21 protein-coding genes and 4 tRNA genes are annotated in these 20,398 nt (G+C 68.2%); 6 read left to right on the forward strand and 19 right to left on the reverse strand.

Translation table 11 applies throughout. The features are described 5' to 3' along the window. Positions 1-13: 13 nt before the first annotated feature. The 10 genes from rpoB to OG302_RS18260 form a co-directional block, all read right to left on the reverse strand. Positions 14-3,499, reverse strand: a complete 3,486-nt coding sequence (gene rpoB, locus OG302_RS18215) for a DNA-directed RNA polymerase subunit beta (protein ID WP_371527751.1) — start codon at positions 3,497-3,499, stop codon at positions 14-16. Positions 3,500-4,087: 588 nt separating this feature from the next. Continuing rightward, the gene (gene rplL, locus OG302_RS18220) at positions 4,088-4,468 is read right to left on the reverse strand and encodes a 50S ribosomal protein L7/L12 (RefSeq protein ID WP_361389587.1); all 381 of its coding nucleotides are present in this window, start codon (positions 4,466-4,468) and stop codon (positions 4,088-4,090) included. A gap of 113 nt (positions 4,469-4,581) precedes the next feature. Beyond that, the gene (gene rplJ / locus OG302_RS18225; protein WP_361837195.1) at positions 4,582-5,112 is read right to left on the reverse strand and encodes a 50S ribosomal protein L10; all 531 of its coding nucleotides are present in this window, start codon (positions 5,110-5,112) and stop codon (positions 4,582-4,584) included. A 298-nt stretch (positions 5,113-5,410) separates the two neighbouring features. Further along, complete coding sequence (locus tag OG302_RS18230) at positions 5,411-6,352, reverse strand: hypothetical protein (RefSeq protein WP_371527752.1); 942 nt, start codon at positions 6,350-6,352, stop codon at positions 5,411-5,413. A 65-nt stretch (positions 6,353-6,417) separates the two neighbouring features. Then, entirely contained in the window at positions 6,418-7,308 is an 891-nt protein-coding gene (locus tag OG302_RS18235; RefSeq protein ID WP_371527753.1) for a hypothetical protein, read from the reverse strand. Between the two features lie 155 nt (positions 7,309-7,463). Then, positions 7,464-8,186, reverse strand: coding sequence for a 50S ribosomal protein L1 (gene rplA / locus OG302_RS18240; RefSeq protein WP_361837188.1), 723 nt, complete (start codon positions 8,184-8,186; stop codon positions 7,464-7,466). Between the two features lie 87 nt (positions 8,187-8,273). Further along, a complete protein-coding gene (gene rplK / locus OG302_RS18245; RefSeq protein WP_160506641.1) occupies positions 8,274-8,708 on the reverse strand; it encodes a 50S ribosomal protein L11 in 435 nt (144 codons plus the stop codon). Positions 8,709-8,883: 175 nt separating this feature from the next. After that, the gene (gene nusG, locus OG302_RS18250; protein ID WP_371527754.1) at positions 8,884-9,825 is read right to left on the reverse strand and encodes a transcription termination/antitermination protein NusG; all 942 of its coding nucleotides are present in this window, start codon (positions 9,823-9,825) and stop codon (positions 8,884-8,886) included. A gap of 77 nt (positions 9,826-9,902) precedes the next feature. Further along, entirely contained in the window at positions 9,903-10,190 is a 288-nt protein-coding gene (secE, locus tag OG302_RS18255) for a preprotein translocase subunit SecE (RefSeq protein WP_361837179.1), read from the reverse strand. Positions 10,191-10,295: 105 nt separating this feature from the next. Further along, positions 10,296-10,368: transfer RNA gene (locus OG302_RS18260), tRNA-Trp, on the reverse strand. 181 nt (positions 10,369-10,549) lie between these two features. Between OG302_RS18260 and OG302_RS18265 the strand changes: the two genes are divergently transcribed. Beyond that, positions 10,550-11,776, forward strand: coding sequence for a pyridoxal phosphate-dependent aminotransferase (locus tag OG302_RS18265; RefSeq protein ID WP_371527755.1), 1,227 nt, complete (start codon positions 10,550-10,552; stop codon positions 11,774-11,776). A 129-nt stretch (positions 11,777-11,905) separates the two neighbouring features. Then, positions 11,906-12,925, forward strand: coding sequence for an adenosine deaminase (locus OG302_RS18270; protein ID WP_371527756.1), 1,020 nt, complete (start codon positions 11,906-11,908; stop codon positions 12,923-12,925). Here OG302_RS18270 and OG302_RS18275 read toward each other — a convergent pair. After that, entirely contained in the window at positions 12,915-13,514 is a 600-nt protein-coding gene (locus OG302_RS18275) for a TetR/AcrR family transcriptional regulator (RefSeq protein ID WP_371527757.1), read from the reverse strand. The two genes, OG302_RS18270 and OG302_RS18275, sit on opposite strands and share 11 nt — an antisense overlap. An 87-nt stretch (positions 13,515-13,601) precedes the next feature. On the opposite strand from OG302_RS18275, the gene OG302_RS18280 reads away from it, so the two are divergent. Continuing rightward, a complete protein-coding gene (locus OG302_RS18280; RefSeq protein ID WP_371527758.1) occupies positions 13,602-14,234 on the forward strand; it encodes an NAD(P)-dependent oxidoreductase in 633 nt (210 codons plus the stop codon). 55 nt (positions 14,235-14,289) lie between these two features. Here OG302_RS18280 and OG302_RS18285 read toward each other — a convergent pair whose 3' ends face one another. The 6 genes from OG302_RS18285 to OG302_RS18310 form a co-directional block, all read right to left on the reverse strand. Next, positions 14,290-15,345, reverse strand: a complete 1,056-nt coding sequence (locus OG302_RS18285) for a UDP-N-acetylmuramate dehydrogenase (RefSeq protein ID WP_371527759.1) — start codon at positions 15,343-15,345, stop codon at positions 14,290-14,292. 182 nt (positions 15,346-15,527) lie between these two features. Continuing rightward, a complete protein-coding gene (locus tag OG302_RS18290; RefSeq protein WP_371527760.1) occupies positions 15,528-15,956 on the reverse strand; it encodes a MaoC family dehydratase in 429 nt (142 codons plus the stop codon). A gap of 4 nt (positions 15,957-15,960) precedes the next feature. After that, positions 15,961-16,428, reverse strand: a complete 468-nt coding sequence (locus tag OG302_RS18295) for a MaoC family dehydratase N-terminal domain-containing protein (RefSeq protein ID WP_371527761.1) — start codon at positions 16,426-16,428, stop codon at positions 15,961-15,963. An 84-nt stretch (positions 16,429-16,512) separates the two neighbouring features. Further along, positions 16,513-16,677, reverse strand: coding sequence for a 50S ribosomal protein L33 (rpmG, locus tag OG302_RS18300; protein ID WP_004571794.1), 165 nt, complete (start codon positions 16,675-16,677; stop codon positions 16,513-16,515). Between the two features lie 91 nt (positions 16,678-16,768). Continuing rightward, positions 16,769-16,841 (reverse strand) — tRNA-Met (locus OG302_RS18305). A 47-nt stretch (positions 16,842-16,888) separates the two neighbouring features. Next, positions 16,889-16,961 (reverse strand) — tRNA-Thr (locus OG302_RS18310). 389 nt (positions 16,962-17,350) lie between these two features. Between OG302_RS18310 and OG302_RS18315 the strand changes: the two genes are divergently transcribed. The 3 genes from OG302_RS18315 (at position 17,351) to OG302_RS18325 (ending at position 19,842) form a co-directional block, all read left to right on the forward strand. Continuing rightward, the gene (locus OG302_RS18315; RefSeq protein ID WP_371527762.1) at positions 17,351-18,646 is read left to right on the forward strand and encodes an amidohydrolase family protein; all 1,296 of its coding nucleotides are present in this window, start codon (positions 17,351-17,353) and stop codon (positions 18,644-18,646) included. 74 nt (positions 18,647-18,720) lie between these two features. Further along, positions 18,721-19,377: an SDR family oxidoreductase gene (locus OG302_RS18320; protein WP_371527763.1), complete on the forward strand. Its 657-nt coding sequence runs from the start codon at positions 18,721-18,723 to the stop codon at positions 19,375-19,377. A gap of 87 nt (positions 19,378-19,464) precedes the next feature. Further along, the gene (locus tag OG302_RS18325; protein ID WP_371527764.1) at positions 19,465-19,842 is read left to right on the forward strand and encodes a nuclear transport factor 2 family protein; all 378 of its coding nucleotides are present in this window, start codon (positions 19,465-19,467) and stop codon (positions 19,840-19,842) included. Positions 19,843-19,879: 37 nt separating this feature from the next. Here the strand turns inward: OG302_RS18325 and OG302_RS18330 are convergent, their stop codons facing one another. Next, on the reverse strand, positions 19,880-20,119 hold the full coding sequence (locus OG302_RS18330) for a hypothetical protein (protein ID WP_371527765.1): 240 nt from the start codon (positions 20,117-20,119) through the stop codon (positions 19,880-19,882). Positions 20,120-20,196: 77 nt separating this feature from the next. Next, positions 20,197-20,278 (reverse strand) — tRNA-Tyr (locus OG302_RS18335). Positions 20,279-20,398: the final 120 nt, after the last annotated feature.

Raw genomic sequence — 20,398 nt, forward strand, 5'->3', positions numbered from 1 at the left:
GCCGGCCAACCCGTCAGACCTCTTCGACGCTGCTCGGCTCGCGCCGGGACAGGTCGATACCGAGCTCTTCCGCCGCGCGGAAGACGTCCTCGTCGGTGTCGCGCATCTCGATGGACATGCCGTCCGAGGACAGCACCTCCACGTTGAGGCAGAGCGACTGCATTTCCTTGATGAGCACCTTGAAGGACTCGGGAATGCCGGGCTCGGGGATGTTCTCGCCCTTGACGATGGCCTCGTAGACCTTCACGCGGCCGGTCACGTCGTCGGACTTGATCGTCAGCAGCTCCTGGAGGGCGTAAGCGGCGCCATAAGCCTCGAGCGCCCACACCTCCATCTCACCGAAGCGCTGACCACCGAACTGAGCCTTACCACCCAGCGGCTGCTGGGTGATCATGGAGTACGGACCGGTCGAGCGAGCGTGGAGCTTGTCGTCGACCAGGTGGTGCAGCTTGAGGATGTACATGTACCCGATCGAGATCGGGTCCGGGAACGGCTCGCCGGAGCGACCGTCGAACAGCCGCGCCTTGCCGGACGGGAGGACCATGCGGTCGCCGTCGCGGTTCGGGACGGTGTGCTCGAGGAGGCCGGTCAGCTCGTCCTCGCGGGCGCCGTCGAAGACCGGGGTCGCGACGTTCGTCCGCGGGGCGACCTGGTCGGCGCCGATGCGCTGCAGGCTCTGCGCCCACTCCTCGCTGAGACCGGAGACGTCCCAGCCCTGGCTGGCGAGCCAGCCGAGGTGGATCTCCAGGACCTGACCCGGGTTCATTCGGGACGGGACACCCAGCGGGTTGAGGATGATGTCGACCGGCGTGCCGTCCTCAAGGAAGGGCATGTCCTCGATCGGAAGGATCTTGGAGATGACGCCCTTGTTGCCGTGACGACCGGCGAGCTTGTCACCGTCCGTGATCTTGCGCTTCTGCGCCACGTAGACACGAACCAGCTGGTTCACGCCCGGCGGCAGCTCGTCGCCCTCTTCACGGTCGAAGACGCGGACGCCGATGACCTTGCCGATCTCGCCGTGCGGCACCTTCAGCGAGGTGTCGCGCACCTCGCGCGCCTTCTCACCGAAGATCGCGCGGAGCAGACGCTCCTCGGGGGTCAGCTCGGTCTCACCCTTGGGCGTGACCTTGCCGACGAGGATGTCGCCGGCGACGACCTCGGCACCGATACGGATGATGCCGCGCTCGTCGAGGTCCGCGAGGACCTCCTCGGAGACGTTCGGGATGTCCCGGGTGATCTCCTCCGGGCCCAGCTTGGTGTCACGGGCGTCGACCTCGTGCTCCTCGATGTGGATCGAGGAGAGGACGTCGTCCTGCACGAGGCGCTGCGACAGGATGATCGCGTCCTCGTAGTTGTGACCTTCCCAGGGCATGAACGCCACGAGCAGGTTCTTGCCGAGGGCCATCTCGCCCTCTTCGGTCGCGGGACCGTCGGCCAGGACCTGGCCCTCGATCACGCGGGCGCCCTCGTCGACGACAACCTTCTGGTTGACCGAGGTGCCCTGGTTCGACCGGGAGAACTTGGCGATGCGGTACGTGGTGTACGTGCCGTCGTCGTTCGTGACCGTGACGTAGTCCGCGGAGACCTCCTGGACCACACCCGCCTTCTCGGCCTTGATCACGTCACCGGCGTCGACCGCACAGCGGTACTCCATGCCGGTGCCGACGAGGGGAGCCTCGGCGGTGATCAGCGGCACGGCCTGACGCATCATGTTCGCGCCCATGAGGGCACGGTTGGCGTCGTCGTGCTCGAGGAACGGGATCATCGCGGTCGCGACCGACACCATCTGGCGCGGCGAGACGTCCATGTAGTCGACGTCGTCGCCGGGGATGTAGTCGATCTCGCCGCCACGACGGCGGACCAGGACGCGCGACTCGGTGAAGCGCATGTCCTCACCCAGCACGGCGTTGGCCTGGGCGATCACGAAGCGGTCTTCCTCGTCGGCCGTCAGGTAGTCGACGTCGTCGGTGACGACGCCCTCGACGACCTTGCGGTACGGCGTCTCGACGAAGCCGAACGCGTTGACGCGGCCGTACGAGGCGAGCGAGCCGATCAGACCAATGTTGGGGCCTTCAGGCGTCTCGATCGGGCACATGCGGCCGTAGTGGGACGGGTGCACGTCACGGACCTCGAAGCCGGCCCGCTCACGGGAGAGACCACCCGGGCCAAGCGCCGACAGACGGCGCTTGTGGGTGAGACCCGACAGCGGGTTGTTCTGGTCCATGAACTGCGACAGCTGCGAGGTGCCGAAGAATTCCTTGATCGACGCCACGACCGGGCGAATGTTGATCAGGGTCTGCGGCGTGATCGCCTCGACGTCCTGGGTCGTCATGCGCTCACGCACGACGCGCTCCATACGAGCCAGACCCGTGCGGACCTGGTTCTGGATGAGCTCGCCGACGTTGCGCAGACGACGGTTGCCGAAGTGGTCGATGTCGTCGGTCTCGACGACGATCGACGTGCCGCTGTCGCCAACGGTCTCGGTCTCACCGGCGTGCAGCTTCACCAGGTACTTGATCGAGGCGATGATGTCCTCGACCGTGAGGATGCCCGCGTCGAGCGGAGCGTCCGCACCCAGCTTCTTGTTGACCTTGTAGCGGCCGACCTTCGCGAGGTCGTAGCGCTTGGGGTTGAAGTAGAGGTTCTCAAGCAGCGTCTGAGCAGCCTCACGCGTCGGCGGCTCGCCCGGACGGAGCTTGCGGTAGATGTCGAGCAGCGCGTCGTCCTGGCCCTGGGTGTGGTCCTTCTCCAGGGTGGCGCGCATGGACTCGTACTCGCCGAACTCCTCGAGGATCTGCTCGGTCGTCCAACCGAGAGCCTTGAGCAGAACGGTGACCGACTGCTTGCGCTTGCGGTCGATGCGGACACCGACCATGTCGCGCTTGTCGATCTCCATCTCCAGCCAGGCACCCCGGGACGGGATGATCTTGGCGGAGAAGATGTCCTTGTCGGACGTCTTGTCGATCGAGGAATCGAAGTAGACACCCGGCGAACGGACCAGCTGCGACACGACGACACGCTCGGTGCCGTTGATGACGAAGGTGCCCTTGTTCGTCATGAGCGGGAAATCGCCCATGAAGACCGTCTGGGACTTGATCTCGCCGGTCTCGTTGTTGGTGAACTCGGCAGTGACGAAGAGCGGGGCGGCGAACGTGAAGTCGCGCTCCTTGCACTCGTCGATGGAGTTCTTCGGGGGCTCAAAACGGTGGTCGCGGAACGTCAGGGACATCGACCCGGAGAAGTCCTCGATCGGAGAGATCTCCTCGAAGATCTCCTCCAGACCGGACTTGGTGGGGACGTCCTGTCCACTGTCGAGAGCCGCCTCGACACGAGCCTTCCACGCGTCATTGCCGAGCAGCCAGTCAAAGCTCTCGGTCTGCAGCGCAAGAAGGTTCGGAACCTCGAGGGGCTCCCTGATCTTTGCAAAGGAGATGCGCAGCGGGGCGGTGCTGGCGCCGTTGTTCGTATTCGCGGTCGAGGCAGTGCGCGAGGCGGCCAAGAGGGGGTCCTTCCGAGGGCTCGGACTCACTACGCGCGTACCGGTCCCAAGTTGGACAGGGGGACAGAATTCCCAGGTCAGGGAAGATTCGGTCCACAGTGCTCAAGCATGGGCATGCCCCTGGTGACGGGCAGGAGGCAGCTAACAGGCAGCGCAAAGGGTCAGTGTAGCCAGTTGGCCCACTGATGTCCAGTGCGGGTTCTGGGAGACCCTCGTTGTTCTCAACCCCTGCTGCAAGCCACGCCCTCGATGCACATCGATACTGCCCTCTTCGCCGCCGATCCATGCCTCGGATGCGGATCCTTGTGACGACGCGTCCTGAGAATTGCGCGCTGCGTGCGGTTCGTCAAGGCCCCCCTGCCCCGACTTGGCTCCCGGAGCGCACCGTCACGGCGGTTCGGAGGCACGACGAAGATCACCATACTCGTCGGGACGGGCTGCGCAAGGCAGCCGTAAGGGTGCGCCGGAGAACGCCGAAGGGCGACCACCCAGATGGGTGATCGCCCTTGGCGTAGCGCTGCCTGAGCAGCGCTGAAAAGCCCTGCCACCTACACGCCTACAGGCGCGTGGCAGACGACTCGCGAGGTGTTACTTGACCTCGACGGAGGCGCCGGCGGCCTTGAGGGACTCGGCAGCCTTGTCAGCGGCCTCCTTGGCGACCTTCTCGAGGACCGGCTTCGGGGTGCCGTCGACGAGGTCCTTGGCCTCCTTGAGGCCCAGGGAGGTGAGCTCGCGCACGACCTTGATGACCTGGATCTTCTTCTCGCCGGCGCCGGTGAGGATGACGTCGAACTCGTCCTGCTCCTCGGCGGCCTCGACCGGGGCGCCCGGGCCGGCCGGGGCGGCGGCGACGGCCGCGGCGGCGGTGACGTCGAACTTCTCCTCGAAGGCCTTCACGAACTCGGAGAGCTCGATGAGGGTGAGCTCCTCGAACTGGGCAAGCAGGTCTTCCTGGCTGAGCTTCGCCATGATGGGCGATCCTTCCACTAATTCGGCTGGTGCCGGGTGTATATGAAGGCGGGCGTACGTTCGGCCCGCTGCGACCGTCGCCCTAGCGGGCGGCGATCAATGCGCGAGCCGAATTACTCGGCACCGCCCTGCTCGGCCTTCTTGGCGCGAAGCGCTTCCGCGGTGCGGACGAACTTCGACGGCAGAGCCTGGAAGAGCTGCGCAGTCTGCGTCTGCTTGCCCTTCAGCGCGCCGGCCAGCTTGGCGAGCAGAACCTCGCGGGACTCGAGGTCCGCGAGCTTCTTGATCTCGTCGGCGGACAGCGCCTTGCCATCAAGGACACCGCCCTTGATGACGAGGTTGGGGTTGTCCTTGGCGAAGTCACGAAGACCCTTCGCCGACACCACCGGGTCACCGGTGACGAAGGCAACAGCGGTCGGACCCGCGAACAGGTCGTCCAGCTGGTTGATCCCGGCCTGGTTGGCCGCGATCTTGGTCAGCGTGTTCTTCACCACGGCGTACTCGGAGTTCTCACCGAGCGAACGGCGCAGCTGCTTGAGCTGGGCCACGGTGAGACCCCGGTACTCGGTCAGCACGGCGGCGTTCGAGCTGCGGAACTTGTCCGTGAGCTCGGCTACCGCGGCAGCCTTGTCGGGCGTCGGCATAGAGCGTCGGCCTCCTTCCGGGTGATGAGGACCGCTCAGAAGGGGCTGACAAAACAAAACGCCCCGGCGCAGGCGCCGGGGCATGAGCTCGACCTGACGGAATTCCGTCCGGGAGCACTCACTTCCACAGTCACCTACGCGGGTCGTCCGCAGTTTCAGCGGATCCTTCGGCCGCCGCACACTCTTACGAGCACACGGCAACGACCAGCGGTCTTTGGCTTCTGTGGAAGAGTACGCGAACGGGTTCGCGTCAGGCAAATCGGCCGGGAAGGGCCGCGGTAAGGGCCTTTGAGAGCGGTCAGAAACCGCTGTCCTCGCCGGCTCCCGCGCCCTTTCCGAGCTCCTTGAACATCTCCATCAGGTCGAAGGTCTTACCGGCCGGCGGGGCGGACACCTCGGCGGTCGTCCCGTAGTCGGAGAACTTCTGCGAGGTCTTCATCGTGCCCTCGGGGCTCTTGATGTCGATGTCCATGCGGACGGGGTAGTCGTCCTCATTGACCCAGACCTCGGTGTCGTACCCCTTGATGCCCGACTTCTCGATGTTCTTGAGGAGCTTCTCGCGCTCGCCCTTGCCGAGCATCTCGTCGAGGCCCTTGTTGGACGCCATCATCTCCTTGACGGAGAGCCGGCCCTTGTAGCGCTGGGTCTGCACGCCGTCGACCTTCGCGGGACCGGCGTGCTTGAGGTTCGGCGAGTCCAGGAGCATGGCGAGCTGCTGCGCCGGGTCCTGGTTCATGCTGTCCAGGCCGCCGGTCATCTGCTTCGCGAGCTTCTCGTCACCGGCCTGCTCGGCGATGGAGTTGAGGTCCATCTTCATCCAGTGCTTGCCGTCCATCTCCTTGGCGGCGGCAGCCCCGGCGTCCATGTAGATCACGTTGTCGCGCCAGATCATCCGGACCTTGTCCGGAGCCTGCGGGTCGCCCTCGGTGAGCGCCGAGCCCGACATCGTCATGTCCATGACGGTCGGGTCCCAGCCCATGACACCGGACATCTTCATGTTGCCGCTGGAGCCGCCCATGGACTTCGGCGCCGTCATCGTCATCTCGACCTTGGCCGACTTGGCCTTCGAGGTCTTCTCGTACGCCGCCGTGATGACCTCGGTCACCTGCGACCGGGACTGGGTCTCCCCCGAGCCCGTCCCCTTGGCCTTGTCGTCCTTGTCGGAGCCTCCGCAGGCCACCGCGCCCGTACACAGCAGTGTGGTGGCGAGTACAGCGCCCGCCATTCTCTTCACAGTCATGACCCCACCCCTAGGAACACATGATCGACACAATTAGGTCTGGCGAGAATACCCGACGTCCGAGGTCAGGCCTGCGGCTGCCGGTTCATGAGGTCCTTGAAGCTCAGGGTGTCCGAGGACGGGGGCTTCTCCACGGACACGGGGGTGCCGTAGTCGCTGTAGTAGGCCGTCTGTGAGAACCCGCCCTCGTTCGTCTCGCCCTTCTCGGTCTTCTTGACCAGGAGGTCTTCGTCGTTGACCCAGATGTCGACCGTCTGCGTGGTCAGGCCGACCTGCTTGAACTGCTTCTTCAGCTCGGCCATCTGCCCGGCGTCGAGGTCCGCGCTCTTGCCGGTTAGGTCCGCGGCGTCGACGGTCCCCGAGTAGTGGGTCGTCCGCGTCCCGCGGACCTTCTCCTCGCCCACGCGCTTCACGTCTCCCGAAGCGAGAAGCATCTTGACCGACTGGTTCGGGGTGGTGTTCTGCATCTGGTCCTTGAACGCGTCGCCGGCGGCGCCGCTCATCTCGGCCAGCGTGTCGTAGTCGTACGCGAGCCAGTGCTTGCCGCCACCGGCCTGCGAGGCGAACTGGTCCCCCATGTTCGCGTAGAACCCGTCCTTCAGATAGCGGTAGTCGATCTTCGACTGACCCATCTGCTTCATCTGCTCGGCCTGCGTGCCGCCCGTGAGGGTCGCGGTGACATTGCCGGTGATGCCGTCCGACCACGCCATGGAGCCCGTCATGTCCATCGACATCTTGGTCCCCATGACCGTCTTGCTCTCGATCTTGGCCGAGTCGGCGTCGCCGGTCTTGTCGTCGATGGAGCGCAGGGCCGCCACGGGGCTGAGGGCCACGGAGCCCTTCTTGCCGCTCTTCGCGTCACCGCCGCCGTCGGAGGAGCCACAGGCCGCGACCCCGGTCAACGCGGCGGCCACCGCGATCGACAGGCCTGCGCGTCGCATGGTCGTGCTGTTCATGACATCCCACCCCTTGCACTCGTGTGAATCCCGCACGCTGGCACAGTCCCCCGAGTGCTCTGAGGAACCGCACGCATACGAGGACGGGCCCCGCACCTCGAAAGGTTGCGGGGCCCGTCGTCAGAAACGCGTGCGCGACGCGACTGCCGTCAGATTCAGACGGCGGCCGGGTCCTCCTCGGTGAGGAGGTTGCGGGTGCGGTTGCTGTCCAGCGGAATGCCGGGGCCCATCGTGGTGGCGATGGCGGCCTTCTTGATGTAGCGACCCTTGGCGGCCGACGGCTTCAGACGGAGGATCTCCTCCAGGGCCGCGGCGTAGTTCTCCACCAGCTTGGTCTCGTCGAAGGAGACCTTGCCGATGATGAAGTGCAGGTTCGAGTGCTTGTCGACGCGGAACTCGATCTTGCCGCCCTTGATGTCGTTGACAGCCTTCACGACGTCGGGGGTCACGGTGCCGGTCTTCGGGTTCGGCATCAGACCACGCGGACCGAGCACGCGGCCGAGGCGGCCGACCTTGCCCATGAGGTCCGGCGTGGCGACGACGGCGTCGAAGTCCAGGCGACCCTTGGCGACCTCGTCGATGAGCTCGTCGGCGCCGACGATGTCGGCCCCAGCGGCTTCCGCGGCCGCAGCACGGTCACCGGTCGCGAAGACCAGGACCCGGGCGGTCTTGCCGGTGCCGTGCGGGAGGTTCACGGTGCCACGGACCATCTGGTCGGCCTTGCGCGGGTCGACACCCAGGCGGAAGGCGACCTCGACGGTGCCGTCGAACTTGGTCGCGGAGGTCTCCTTGGCGAGACGGACGGCCTCGAGCGGGGCGTAGAGCTTGTCCCGGTCGATCTTGGCGTCCGCAGCGCGGAGAGTCTTGCTGCGCTTCACTTCTGCTCCTGTTGGTTTCAGGTGTGGAGTCGTGGTGCGGACCAGCGCTTGGTCCTACCACTGAGAAAGGTCAGACGGGGAAAGCTCTTAGCCCTCGACCGTGATGCCCATGGAACGGGCGGTGCCGGCGATGATCTTCGACGCGGCGTCCAGGTCGTTGGCGTTGAGGTCTTCCATCTTGGTGGTGGCGATCTCGCGGACCTGCGCCTCGGTGATCTTGGCGACCTTGGTCTTGTGCGGCTCGCCGGAGCCCTTCTCGACACCCGCGGCCTTGAGGATCATCTTGGCGGCCGGCGGAGTCTTGGTCACGAAGGTGAAGGAGCGGTCTTCGTAGACCGTGATCTCCACCGGGATGACCCAGCCACGCTGCGACTCGGTCGCGGCGTTGTAGGCCTTGCAGAACTCCATGATGTTGACGCCGTGCTGGCCCAGCGCGGGGCCGACCGGCGGGGCCGGGTTGGCTGCGCCGGCCTGGATCTGGAGCTTGATAAGCCCCGTGACCTTCTTCTTCTTGGGAGGCATTGCTCTCTCCGGGTCCTAGTGAGAGTTTCCAGCCACCATCCAGTCATCCGGATGGAGGCATACCGCACCACGATAACGGGTATAGTCGCGCGGCCAAAAACCGAGCAGGTCAGACAGGCTTTGAGAGCCGGTCTGACCTGGTCGGAGGCGTGTGTTCCAGAGGAAGCCGCGAAGGCTAGTTCTTCTGGATCTGGTCGAAGCTGAGCTCGACCGGGGTCTCGCGGCCGAAGATCTCGACGAGACCCTTGACCTTCTTCGAGTCGGCGTTGATCTCGTTGATCGTCGCCTGCAGCGTCGCGAACGGGCCGTCGGTGACGGTGACCGAGTCGCCGACCTCGAAGTCCAGCACCTGGACCTCGACCTTGCGGGACGGAGCCGGCTTGCCCTCGGCCTCGGCGGCCTCACGGGCTGCCTTCTCCTCGGCCTCGGGAGCGAGCATCTTGACGATCTCGTCCAGGGTCAGCGGGTACGGGTCGTAGGCGTTGCCCACGAAGCCGGTGACGCCGGGGGTGTTGCGGACGACGCCCCAGGACTCGTTCGTCAGGTCCATGCGCACCAGGACGTATCCGGGGAGCTTGTTCTGACGGATCGTCTTGCGCTCGCCGTTCTTGATCTGCGCGACCTCTTCCTGCGGCACCTCGGCCTGGAAGATGAAGTCCTCGACGTTCAGCGAGACGGCACGCTGCTCGAGGTTGGTCTTCACGCGGTTCTCGTAACCGGCGTACGTGTGGATGACGTACCACTCGCCGGGGAGGGTACGGAGCTCTTCGCGCAGGGCCACGATCGGGTCGACCGGCTCGGCCTCCTCCTCGTCCTCTGCGGACTCGGCGGCCTCGGTGCCCTCTTCGGACTCGTCATCGGCGACGGCCTCGGCGTCCTCGTCGGACTCGGCGGCGGCTTCGTCACCGGCCTCGGCGTCATCGGCCTCGGCAGACTCGGTGTCGGTCTCGACGTGCAGCGCCGACTCCTCGGCGGGTGCGCCCGCGGCGGCGTCAGCAGCCTCGGCCTGGTCCGGGTCCTCGGCGTCCGCCGCCTCGACGATGTCGAGCTCGTCCTTCACGGACTCCTCGGAATCCACGCGCGGCTCAACGGCGTCGTTCAGGTTCGGGTCAGACACGGTGGCTGCTTCTTCCTGGATACAGAGGGGTGGAACGCGCGAAACGGGCGCCGGGTACGGCGCCCTTCGCTCTCGGCTCAGCCGAAGACGTACTTGACGGCCTGGTTGAGCCCATAGTCAATCACGGTCACAAGACCGATCATGATGACGACGAAGACAATCACCACGGTGGTGTACGTCGTGAGCTGATTGCGAGTCGGCCAGACGACCTTGCGGAGTTCCGCGACGATCTGGCGGTAGAAGAGCGCGAGACGGCCGAAGGGGCCCTTCTTGCCGCGCTTGCCACCCTTGCGGGCCTTCTTCTTGGACTCCGGCGCCTCGTCCTGGGCATCAGGCATGTCGATGGAGCCCACGGCGTCCGTCACTCGTCCTCACCTGATTCCGGGTCGTGGCCGTGCCGCGCCCGGTATGAGCCGCACGGCGGTGCAATGCAGTACGTACATGCGCACACATCCGAGAGGAGTGTGTAGCAGGGCCGGAGGGACTTGAACCCCCAACCGCTGGTTTTGGAGACCAGTGCTCTACCAATTGAGCTACGACCCTTTGATTTCCCCCAACCTACCGCATCCGCCCGAGTGCACAGAGTGCGAGGAGAAGGTGCGGCCGGTGAGGGCCAACGAGCAGTGAGTGTACGTGCTCTGCGGCCCTCCGTCGAACAGAATCAGTTCCGGCGGTCGTGTAAACCCCTGTGCCAGGGGTGTTTCGGGTCTGGAACGATGGGGCGATGAGCGCTTCCACTTCTCCCACCGAGCGCAGGGTTTCCGCCCGCGTCGGCGCGATCTCCGAGTCCGCGACCCTCGCCGTCGACGCCAAGGCGAAGGCCCTCAAGGCCGCGGGACGGCCGGTGATCGGTTTCGGCGCGGGTGAGCCCGACTTCCCGACGCCCGACTACGTGGTCGAAGCCGCCGTCGAGGCCTGCAAGAACCCGAAGTACCACCGCTACACCCCGGCCGGCGGACTTCCCGAGCTCAAGGCCGCGATCGCCGCGAAGACGCTGCGCGACTCCGGCTACGAGGTCGACGCCTCGCAGGTCCTGGTGACGAACGGCGGCAAGCAGGCGATCTACGAGGCGTTCGCCGCGATCCTCGACCCGGGCGACGAGGTCATCGTCCCGGCTCCCTACTGGACGACGTACCCGGAGTCGATCCGTCTCGCGGGCGGTGTGCCGGTCGACGTCGTGGCCGACGAGACCACCGGCTACCGCGTCTCCGTGGAGCAGCTGGAGGCCGCGCGCACCGAGCGCACCAAGGTCGTCCTCTTCGTGTCGCCGTCCAACCCGACGGGCGCCGTCTACAGCGAGGCCGACGCCGAGGCGATCGGCCGCTGGGCCGTCGAGCACGGCCTGTGGGTCATGACCGACGAGATCTACGAACACCTCGTCTACGGAGACGCGAAGTTCACCTCGCTCCCCGCGATCCTGCCCGAGCTGCGCGACAAGTGCATCGTGGTCAACGGCGTGGCCAAGACGTACGCGATGACCGGCTGGCGCGTGGGGTGGATCGTCGGCCCGAAGGATGTCGTGAAGGCCGCGACGAACCTCCAGTCGCACGCCACGTCGAACGTCTCCAATGTGGCGCAGGTGGCGGCCATCGCGGCCGTCTCCGGCGATCTGACCGCCGTCGAGAAGATGCGCGAGGCCTTCGACCGGCGCCGCAAGACCATGGTGCGGATGCTGAACGACATCGAGGGCGTCTTCTGCCCCGAGCCCGAGGGCGCCTTCTACGCGTACCCCTCCGTGAAGGGCCTCATCGGAAAGGAGATCCGCGGCAAGCGCCCGCAGAACTCCGTGGAGCTCGCCGCACTGATCCTGGAGGAGGCCGAGGTCGCGGTCGTTCCTGGCGAGGCCTTCGGGACGCCGGGTTACCTGCGCCTTTCGTACGCCCTGGGCGACGAGGACCTCGTCGAGGGCGTCTCGCGGATCCAGAAGCTCCTGGCCGAGGCCCGCGACTGATTTCTCCGGCCTTCCCGGTCTCCGGGCCGTCTCCCTCTCCGGGGAGGCGGCCCGTTTCTTCGTTCGGGGGAGACCTCGAAGGGGGAAAGTGGCTTCCGGGACGCCACGTACGTACGGCAAGATCCTTGAATGGAGCGTGTACGTGACGTAAGAGAGCTGCCCAAGGCCCACCTGCATCTGCACTTCACCGGGTCGATGCGGCCCACGACCCTGCTGGAACTCGCCGACAAGTACGGGGTGCGACTGCCCCCGGCACTGACCGGGGGTGAGCCTCCGCAGCTTCGGGCGACCGACGAACGCGGGTGGTTCCGCTTCCAGCGGCTCTACGACATGGCGCGGTCCTGCCTGCGGGAGCCCGAGGACATCCAGCGCCTGGTGCGGGAGGCCGCCGAGGAGGACATACGGGACGGGTCGGGGTGGCTGGAGATCCAGGTCGACCCGACGTCGTACGCGCCGAGGCTCGGTGGGCTCATCCCGGCCCTGGAAATCATCCTGGACGCCGTCGAGAGCGCCTCACGGGACACCGGCCTCGGAATGCGCGTGCTCGTCGCCGCGAACCGCATGAAGCACCCTCTGGACGCCCGCACGCTGGCCCGGCTCGCGGTGCGGTACGCCGATCGCGGCGTCGTCGGCTTCGGGCTCTCCAACGACGAACGCCGGGGCTTCGCACGGGACTTCGACCGGGCCTTCGCGATCGCGCGGGACGGCGGCCTGCTCGCCGCCCCGCACGGCGGTGAGCTCAGCGGGCCCGCCTCCGTGCGGGACTGCCTGGACGACCTGCACGCGGGGCGGATCGGGCACGGGGTGCGGGCAGCCGAGGACCCGCGGCTCCTGAAGCGGCTGGCCGAGCGGGGCGTGACCTGCGAGGTGTGCCCGGCGTCGAACGTGGCGCTGGGTGTCTACGACAAGCCCGAGGACGTACCGCTGCGCACCTTGTTCGACGCCGGGGTGCCGATGGCTCTCGGGGCCGACGATCCGCTGCTCTTCGGGTCACGGCTGGCCGCGCAGTACGAGATCGTGCGCAGGCACCACGCCTTCGACGACAGCGACCTGGCGGAGCTCGCCCGGCAGTCGGTGCGCGGCTCGGCCGCCCCCGTCGACGTACGGGAGAAGCTCCTGGCGGGGATCGAGGAGTGGCTCAGCGGCTGATGCCCGCGAGGAGGGTGCGGGCGAGGGCCGCGGCGAACTCGTCGACGGGCTGCGGGGGTTGCTTGCCGATCATCGAGTCGTAGGCGAAGGCGCGCTGGGCACAGGCGCCCAGCAGGAGCGAGGCGGCCGCGAACGTGTCGGCTCCGGGGTCGATGCGGCCGGCGTCGCGTTCGGCGCGCAGGTAGGCGTCGAGGGCCTCGATGGGCATGTGCGGGCCCGTGCCCATCTCCTGCATGGAGTCCGCGTGACGGCGCATGAGCTTGGGCTCGGCGTACAGGGATGCGGCGATCGGGAAGCTCTGGGCGTAGAAGTGGCTGGCCAGGCGGGCGATCTCGGCGAGGTTCTCCTCCACGGGGCGCTCCCCCGGGTCCTCGGCGAGGCGGCGCAGGAGCGGGCCGAGGCGGGGCAGCCGCTCCTGGAGGACCGCCACGAACAGCTCCTCCTTGCTCGCGAAGTGCTTGTAGAGCGCGGCTTCGGAGCAGCCCGCCGCCTTGGCGATCTCCTTGGTGGTGGCACGGGCGAGGCCGATGGTGAGCATGAGTTCGTGCGCCGCGTCGAGGATGCGGGCGCGGGTGGGCTTCTGCTGCATGTGCCGTCCAACCAACCTTGACGAATGGGTGAGTGGATACTCACTCTAGGGGTGAGTGAATACTTACCCACCTTGGGAGGGTGTGCGATGAAGCTCACGGTGTTCGGTGCGACCGGGGGTGTCGGCGGGCAGATCGTCCGGCAGGCGCTCGCAGCGGGTCACGAGGTCACGGCCGTCGTGCGTGATCCAGCACGGCTGAGCGTGACGGGAGAGGACCTCGAAGTGTTCCGGGCCGACCTGAGCGACCCGGAGTCCCTGCGGGCCGCGGTGGCCGGGCGGGACGCGGTCCTCTCCGGCCTTGGGGCGCGCAAGAAGGCGGACGCGGGGATCACGGCGAGGCTCACGCGGTCCGTGGTGCACGCCATGGAGGCCGAGGGGGTGCGCAGGCTGGTGGTGGTGAGCGCGGCGCCGGTCGGGCCGCCGGCCGAGCGGGAGCCGGTGATCGACCGGATCATGGGAGCCCTGGTCAGCAGGATCCTGAAGCCCGTGTACGACGATCTGCGGGCCATGGAGGCGGAGCTGGCGAGCAGCGCGACGGACTGGACGTCCGTGCGCCCGCCGAGGCTCCAGGACAAGCCGGTGACGGGCGGCTACCGCAAGGTCGTCGGGGGCACACCGGTCAGCGGGCGGTTCATCGGCAGGGCCGACGTGGCGCACGCGATGCTGGCGGCGGTCGAGGACGCGTCGACGGTGAAGCAGGGCGTGGGCGTCGCCTACTAGCGGCCCGGCCCATCAGGGGCTCAGGGGCGCAGAGGCCAGGGGGCCCAGGGGCCGCTCAGAGGCTGACGCCCACCGTCACCGGCTCGTTGACCAGCGTGACCCCGAAGGCCTCCCGTACTCCGGCGACGACCTCACGGGCGAGGGCCAGCAGGTCCTCCGTGGTCGCGCCGCCGCGGTTGGTGAGGGCGAGCGTGTGCTTGGTGGAGATGCGGGCCGGGCCCTCTCCGTAGCCCTTGGTGAAGCCCGCCTTGTCGATGAGCCAGGCGGCGGAGGTCTTCACGCGGCCGTCCTCCGTCGGGAAGGCGGGGGGCGCCACGTCCGCACCGAGACGGTCCACCACGCGCGCGTGGAAGGCGGTGAACTCCTCCTCGGTGAGGATCGGGTTGGTGAAGAAGGAGCCGGCCGACCAGCTGTCGTGGTCCTCGGGGTCGAGCACCATGCCCTTGCCGGCGCGCAGCTTCAGGACGGTCTCGCGGGCGACGGCCGCGGGCACCCGGTCACCGGCCTCGACGCCGAGCGTGCGGGCCGTCTCCGGGTACTTGAGGGGGGCGCTCATCCCCTGGGCGTCCTCCAGCGCGAAGCGGACACGCAGCACCACGAAGCGGTCGGGTTCGGCCTTGAAACGGCTGTGGCGGTACGAGAAGTCGCACTCGGCGTTCGTGACGGTGACCGTCTCGTGCGTCTTCCGGTCGTACGCGATCACTTCGGTGATGGTCGACGAGACCTCCTGGCCGTACGCCCCCACGTTCTGGATCGGCGTCGCACCCGCGGAGCCCGGGATCCCGGCGAGGCACTCGATGCCCGCGAGACCGGCCTCCACGACGCGGGCCACGGCGTCGGTCCACACCTCGCCGGCCGCCAGCTCAAGGCTCGTACCGTCGAGTTCGAAGCCCTTCGTGGCGATGCGCAGAGCGGTGCCGTCGAAGCCCTTGTCCCCGATGACCAGGTTCGAGCCGCCGCCGATGAGCAGCAGCGGGGTCCCGGAGTCGTCGGCTTCGCGGACGGCGTCGATCACCTCGGCGTCGGTCGTCGCGGTGATCAGACGGGTCGCGGGACCGCCGAGCCGGAAGGTGGTCAGCGGGGCGAGGGGAGCATCGTGGAGTTCCTGCACGTGCTCAAGGGTACGGTCCGGGCCCGACAGGGGGTGAGAGCGGGCGGGGCCGGTACGGCGCCGACCCGACGCGGTGCGCCGCAAGAGGGCGGACACGTAAGAGGCGCCCGCTATTGCGGGCGCCTCTTACGTGCATGTTCCTGCCTGTACCTGCATGTTCTGCTTGCGCGGTGGTTCAGCGATCAGGCGAGCTGGACCACGGCGCGGGACATCCCCAGCACCTTCTGGCCCGCGCTCATCGCCACCAGGTCCACCCGGACCCGGTTGTCGTCGAGCTTCTGGGCGACCTTGGCGCTGACCTCGATCAGCGCGCCCTTGTCGTCGTTCGGGACCACGACGGGCTTGGTGAAGCGCACGCCGTACTCGACGACGGCGGCCGGGTCACCCACCCAGTCCGTGACGACACGGATCGCCTCGGCCATGGTGAACATGCCGTGCGCGATGACGTCGGGAAGGCCGACCTCGACCGCGAACTTCTCGTTCCAGTGGATTGGGTTGAAGTCACCGGAGGCGCCCGCGTAACGGACGAGCGTGGCACGCGTCACAGGGAAGCTCTGGGCCGTCAGCTCGGTGCCGACCTCGACGCTGTCGTACGAAATCTTGGCGGTCATCGCGTCACGCTCCCTCTGCCGCGGGCTCCGCCGCCGCACGCGCGACGAGCTTGGTCCAGGCGGTCACGACGTGCTCGCCGGCCTCGTCGTGGACCTCGCCGCGGATGTCCAGGATGTCGTTGCCCGCCAGCGACTTGATGCCGTCGATGGTCGAGGTGACCGTGAGCCGGTCCCCCGCACGCACCGGGCGGGTGTACGCGAACTTCTGGTCGCCGTGCACGACGCGGCTGTAGTCGAGCCCCAGCTGCGGGTCCTCGATCACCTTGGCCGCGGCCTTGAACGAGATGGCGAACACAAAGGTCGGCGGAGCGATCACATCAGGGTGTCCGAACGCCTTGGCGGCCTCCGCGTCGGTGTACGCGGGGTTGGCGTCGCCCACCGACTCGGCGAACTCACGGATCTTCTCCCGGCCGACCTCGTAAGGATCGGTGGGCGGGTAGGACCGCCCCACGAAGGACTGGTCGAGCGCCATGGACTCGGTACCTCCTGCAGGTATGGGTAAACGACGCGAGGCCGCCCCCAGAAATCGGGGACGGCCTCGTGTACGAGCCTGTATCTAGCGCGTTTCGCGGTGCGCAGTGTGCGCGTTGCAGCGCGGGCAGTGCTTCTTCATCTCAAGACGGTCCGGGTCGTTACGCCGGTTCTTCTTGGTGATGTAGTTCCGCTCCTTGCACTCCACGCAGGCCAGCGTGATCTTCGGGCGGACGTCTGTGGCAGCCACGTGAGTGCTCCTTGACGGACGGATGGACGGATGAACGCAAAAAAATAGTAGCCGATCGAAGGTCCGACCCCACAATCGGCTACCAAATGAGTAGCGGTGACCGGACTTGAACCGGTGACACAGCGATTATGAGCCGCTTGCTCTACCGACTGAGCTACACCGCTGCGATGCCGGATCACCTCACCCGAGGGTGAGGATCAACCAACATCAGAGCCCCAATGCGGAATCGAACCGCAGACCTTCTCCTTACCATGGAGACGCTCTACCGACTGAGCTATTGGGGCGAGCGATGAAGACATTACACGCTCGGTCGCCGATCGCCCAAATCCGTTTCGACGGGGCTGTCCGGGGGCATCTCGGCAGGCGTCCCGGGCGCCTCAGGACGTCACTTCGGCGCCTCGCGCCACACCGGTTCGGCCCCTCCCGCGACACCGGTCGAACGTCTCCCGCCACGCTGGTCGGGCGTCACCCGCCACGCGGGGTCAGCGCCTCGTGGCGAGGCTTCCCCTGAGGCTCACACCACGCCGGTACGACTATTCCGCTCCTCCTCGAAGAGGGCCGGTCGTCGCCCTAGGCTCGACCCACCCTGCGTGATCTTGGACGTCTCGGTCCCGGACACCTCCACCCCGGACGACGCCATGCCCCGCAGCCGCCCCCGAACCTCAGGAGCGCGATGCCCGACAGCCAGCCGCAGCCCCACTCCTCCGGGTCATCCGGCTCTTCCGGCTCCTCAGGTGACGACGCCGACGCCTCCGCGCTGCTCCTCTGCGGCGCCCGGCTGACCGACGGCCGGACCGTGGACGTGCGGCTCGGCTCCGGGCGCATCGAAGCGGTCGGCACGGCGGGCAGCCTGACCGCGCACTCCGCGCGCGTGGACCTCGGCGGCTACCTCCTGCTGCCGGCCACGGCCGAACCGCACGCGCACAGCGACACGGCACTGTCCGCGGACGCGGAGGGCCCGGTCTCGTACGAAGTCGCCGACGTCCAGCGCAGGGCCACCGAGGCCGCCCTGCTGCAGCTCGGGCACGGCGCGACGGCGCTGCGCTCGCACGTGCGGATCGGCGACGTCCCGGGGCTCACGTCGATGGAGGCGGTGCTGCAGGCACGGCGTTCGCTGCGCGGCCTGGTCGACCTTGCGACCGTGGCCGTGCCGCGCCTGCTGACCGGGGTGGCCGGTGCCGACGGGCTCGCGATGCTGCGGGACGCGGTGAAGATGGGCGCCTCCGTGGTGGGCGGCTGCCCCGACCTGGATCCCGATCCGACCGGGTACGTGGAGGCCGTGCTGGAGGTCGCCGCCGAGCACGGCTGCCCCGTCGACCTGCACACGGACGGCAGCGATCCGGCGCGGCTCGGTCGGCTCGCGGCGATGGCGGGCGGGCTGCGGCCCGGGGTGACGATCGGGCCGTGCGGCGGGCTCGGGCGGCTGCCGTCGGACGTGGCCGCACGCACCGCGGAACAGCTGGCGGCGGCCGGCGTGACGGTGGTGTGCCTGCCGCAGGGCGGCTGCGGAAGCGTGGAGCGGCGGGGCGCGGTGGCCCCGGTGCGGCTGCTGCGGGCGGCCGGGGTGCGGGTCGCCGCGGGCAGCGGGGCCATGCGGGACGTGGCGAATCCCGTGGGGCGGGGGGATCCGCTGGAGGCCGCCTATCTGCTGGCCTCGCGGTGCGGGCTGCGTCCCGAGGACGCGTACGGCGCGGTCAGCTCGGGGGCGCGGGCCGCGATGGGGCTGCCCCAGGTCCGGGTGGAGGCGGGCTTCCCCGCCGAACTGCTCGCAGTGCGGGGCGACCATCTCGCGGGCGCGCTCTCGCTCGCGTACAGCCGCATCGTGGTGCACCGGGGGCGCGTGGTGGCACGGACGAGCGCGGTGCGGGAGTACTGCGACTCGGCGGCCGCCGTCGCGCTCGACCTGCCGCGGCAGGGCCGCTCGAAGGGGAGCGGCCCAGGTCGGACGAAGGGCGCGGAACCCTCCTGAGGGCGGGCGGCGCGGCCTGACGTGCTCCCGCGTGCGCGGGGCGATCTTGCGGGGGCTGTCGTACGGTCGGAGACATGCGCATTGTCATCGCTGGTGGTCATGGTCAGATCGCGCTGCGGCTCGAGCGGTTGCTCGCCGCGCGGGGTGACGAGGTCGTCGGGCTCGTCCGCAGAAGCGGGCAGGAGGGCGAGCTGCGGGCCGCGGGCGCCGAAGCGGCGCTGTGCGACCTGGAGTCGGCGTCCGTCGACGAGGTCGCCGGGCTCCTGGAAGGCGCCGACGCGGCCGTCTTCGCGGCGGGCGCGGGACCGGGCAGCGGCGCCGACCGCAAGAACACCGTGGACCGCGATGCCGCCGTGCTGTTCGCGGACGCGGCGGAGCGCGCGGGCGTGCGGCGCTTCGTCGTCGTGTCGTCGATGGGCGCGGACCCCGCACACCAGGGCGACGAGATCTTCGACGCCTATCTGCGGGCCAAAGGCGAGGCCGATGCCTCCGTACGCGGTCGCAAGGCCCTGGACTGGACGATCCTGCGCCCCGGCATGCTGACGGACGACGCGGGCACCGGTCTCGTGCGCCTGGAGGCGTCGACCGGGCGCGGGCCGATCCCGCGTGACGACGTGGCCGCGGTCCTCGCCGAGCTCGTCGATTCGTCGGCGACGGCGGGCCTGACGCTGGAGCTGGTCAGCGGGTCCACGCCGGTGTCCGTGGCGGTCAAGTCCGTTGCGGGGAACTGACGTCCGTACGGCGAAGTCGGTCTTCTGAGGGATGTCCCGCGCGTGGGGCGGTGCTTGGCTGGAGTTGCCGCCTACGTGAGGAACGCCATGCCTGCTTCCGATGTGCCTCCCGCGCACGAAGCCCTCTTGCGGCAGATGTACGCCGTCTTCAGTACCGAAGAGCGCGATGCGTTCATCCCCCGCTCCCTGGCACCCGACGTGGACTGGCCGAATCTCCTGGACAACACCCGCGCTCGCGGCATCGCGGCGGTCCGCGCCTACTGGGCGCGGCAGTTCGCGGTGATGCATCCCTTGGTGCACCTGGAGCGGCTGCGGCTCGACGACGACGGGCGGCGGGTCGTGGCGACCGTGCGGCCCGGGCTCCGGGACGAGACGGGCGACCACTGGGCGCCGACGACGGTCGAGCACGTCTACACGTTCCGGGCCGACGGCCTGGTGAGCCGGATGGACGTCCGCCAGCCGTAACGGCCGACGCAAGGCCCTGAGCAGCCCTGAGAGCGCCTCAGAAGAGTGGGAGCTGGCCGGGGAAGTCCGGGACCGTGTAGCCGTCCAGAGCGGGCTGTGCGGCGCCGAGCATCGCCTGCCTGCGCGATCCGGGACAGGAGACGAGGTCGCCGCTGCCGCGCTGACCCGGCGGATCATGGCGCGCGAACCGCCCCCCGACGACCGCGATTTCCCGTCGGCACTCGGGACAGTTCCTGCGGCGCGAGGACCCTGATGACACTGAGGATGCTGATGGCATGGACGGCATGGCCTCAGCGTACGAAAAGACCCCCTCCGACTCGCGTTTCCGCAAGACCGGAGAGGGTCTCCTTCGTGTGGCGGCGCCAGGATTCGAACCTGGGAAGGCTGAGCCGGCAGATTTACAGTCTGCTCCCTTTGGCCGCTCGGGCACACCGCCTGGGTCGCTGCCTGGATACGTCCGCTTTGGGGCGGCGCTCTGTGGCAACGACGTAAACGATACCTGATGGACAGGGGTGCTTCGCCACCCGATTGATCGGCCCCCGGCGCGGGGGCGGTG

It is taken from the genome of Streptomyces sp. NBC_01283, assembly GCF_041435335.1.
Lineage (GTDB): Bacteria > Actinomycetota > Actinomycetes > Streptomycetales > Streptomycetaceae > Streptomyces.